The sequence below is a fragment of the Oleiphilus sp. HI0123 genome (assembly GCF_001635315.1).
Genome location: NZ_LWGE01001832.1, coordinates 1 through 2,036, shown reverse-complemented (window position 1 = coordinate 2,036; position 2,036 = coordinate 1). Strand labels below are relative to the sequence as shown.

General features: G+C 43.1%; 3 protein-coding genes. All 3 read left to right on the top strand.

Annotated elements, in window-relative coordinates:
* A partial coding sequence (locus A3761_RS24650) for an ASPIC/UnbV domain-containing protein (protein WP_068751097.1) occupies positions 1–410 on the top strand: 410 nt, incomplete at its 5' end.
* A 196-nt stretch (positions 411–606) separates the two neighbouring features.
* Positions 607–1,617: a putative solute-binding protein gene (locus tag A3761_RS24645; RefSeq protein ID WP_068510642.1), complete on the top strand. Its 1,011-nt coding sequence runs from the start codon at positions 607–609 to the stop codon at positions 1,615–1,617.
* A 49-nt stretch (positions 1,618–1,666) separates the two neighbouring features.
* Positions 1,667–2,036, top strand: a 370-nt coding sequence (locus A3761_RS24640; RefSeq protein WP_197473247.1) for a fumarylacetoacetate hydrolase family protein, incomplete at its 3' end; no start/stop codon positions are given.

Below are 2,036 nucleotides of genomic sequence, written 5' to 3'. Positions count from 1 at the left end.
AAATGGGCTTGGAAGATTATCTAAATACCCCGAGCTTTGTGACGGTTGATTTTGACCGGGATGGTGATCTCGATATCATCTCCCAACGAGTTGCTGCCGACCATGGCGTCTTCATCAATCAGACTCGAGAGCCGGGTATATTGATCGATCTAAGACTTAATGGGCAAACGGTATTGGGCTCCAGCGTGCAATTGCTCGGTCATTCTCTTGATGATGAAAGCACGGCGCAGTTATCTCAGCAAGTTCTTGGAGGTGGTTTTCTTAGTTTTGATGAGCCTCTTGCTCATTTTGGTATGGCAGAAAAACAAAGCTATCAGCAGCTTCAGATAAAGTGGCTCAGTGGTAGCAGAGAAAAACTAGATTTCCTCTTTCTCCCTGCGCGTTATTACCTAATCGAGTTTGATAAGTAGCGATTCTAGAACAGTCTATTCCGGTTGAGTGCATGACTAATTGTTCCAAATTAGGTGAAAATCACAGTGTCTGAAATTGAAATGTGAATAATATTCAGATACTGTCTCGTTCTCGGTTTTTTGCTGTTCCATTTTGTCGTTCAAATTTCTGGATGGGTAAAGACCTTGTTCTATTGAAAATAATAAAGGAAGTACCATGAGTTCACGAATAACCCGACTATTCTTCTTTACGCTGATACTTGTCGCAAGCGCTCTGCCAGCGAATGCCAGTAATTTAACGCCGGTTAAATTTTGTGTCTGGGACCCTGTTGGTGCTAATGGGCCGTTTATTTCTTTTTTGAAGGAAACAAAGCTCAAGGCAATAAGTTGGGGGATTGATTTGCAAATGGAAGCCTATACGGATGAGAAAGTTGCTTCGAATGACTTCCGTTCAGGCGAATGCAGTGCCGTTTTATTAACCAATATTCTAGCAAAAGACTTCGTGCCTTTTACCGGGGCTTTTGGTGCTCCAGGCGCTATTCGTACTTTAAAAGAATTGAAAACATTGTCGAAATCCTTATCGAGTAAGAAAGCAGAGAAGTTGATTTCCAATGGCAAGTACCAGATGGCTGGGTTGTTTCCAATTGGCGAGATTTATACCTTTGTTCGAGATAAGAGTAATGTGGATATATCAGCAATTAGCGGCAAAAAAGTGTCTATTTTGAATGCTGATGTAGCCAGTGAGCGATTTGCCCAAGTGGTTGGTGCATCGCCGGTACACACTTCGTTGGCTACTTGGGGTGGGCAATTCAATAATGGCAACGTTGACGTAATGTTTGCGCCCGCGTTGGCTTACAACACGTTTGAGTTATACAAAGGTTTGGGCGAAACTGGCGGAATTGTTGACTTCAATATTCTTTATGCTGTGATGGAAATGGTCGTCAATACTGAAACAGCCCCAGCAAATTTTGCTCACAATATGCGCCAGCATGCGCTATCTCGATTTAATGAACTCGAGAATACAGTTAAGCAGGCACACAGTGAAATTCCACAGAAGTACTGGGTGAGTCTCGATGATGTAAGAAAGTCAGAGTATGAAAACCTTTCTAAGAAGATTCGTTTAGCCTTAAGAGATGAAAAAGCCTACGACGCAAAAGCTATCTCAATATTGTGGAAGATCCGTTGTAAATTTAATCCATCTGCGACAGAATGCGCGACTCCGGAGTAGTTGCGCAGAACACTGCTCCTAGAGACCTTGTAGCTTAGTAGGAGTAGTGATGCCTTATACAGCAAAATTTGTTGATGGAAGTTTATTCGAATCACCTATCACAAAAGTCGTTTGTGTCGGGCGTAATTACGCAGAACATGCCAAAGAGCTTAATAACCCCATACCTTCTGAGCCGATTCTGTTTATTAAACCAGGGTCGGCTGTCGTCTCTTTAAGTGAACCTTTCACTATTCCAGACACAGATTGCCACTATGAGGCAGAGATTGCCGTATTGATCGGAGAGACGCTATCTAATGCAAATGCCGAACAAGCGGAGCAAGGAATTGAAGGCTTAGGTTTGGCGCTTGATCTAACGCGGCGTGAGCTGCAGTCAAAGTTGAAAGAAAAATCCCACCCTTGGGAAGTCGCCAAAAGCTTTG

Excerpts from the sequence above, each read along its gene's own strand:
- A3761_RS24645 (WP_068510642.1), top strand. The coding sequence starts at position 607 with ATGAGTTCACGAATAACCCGACTATTCTTCTTTACGCTGATACTTGTC.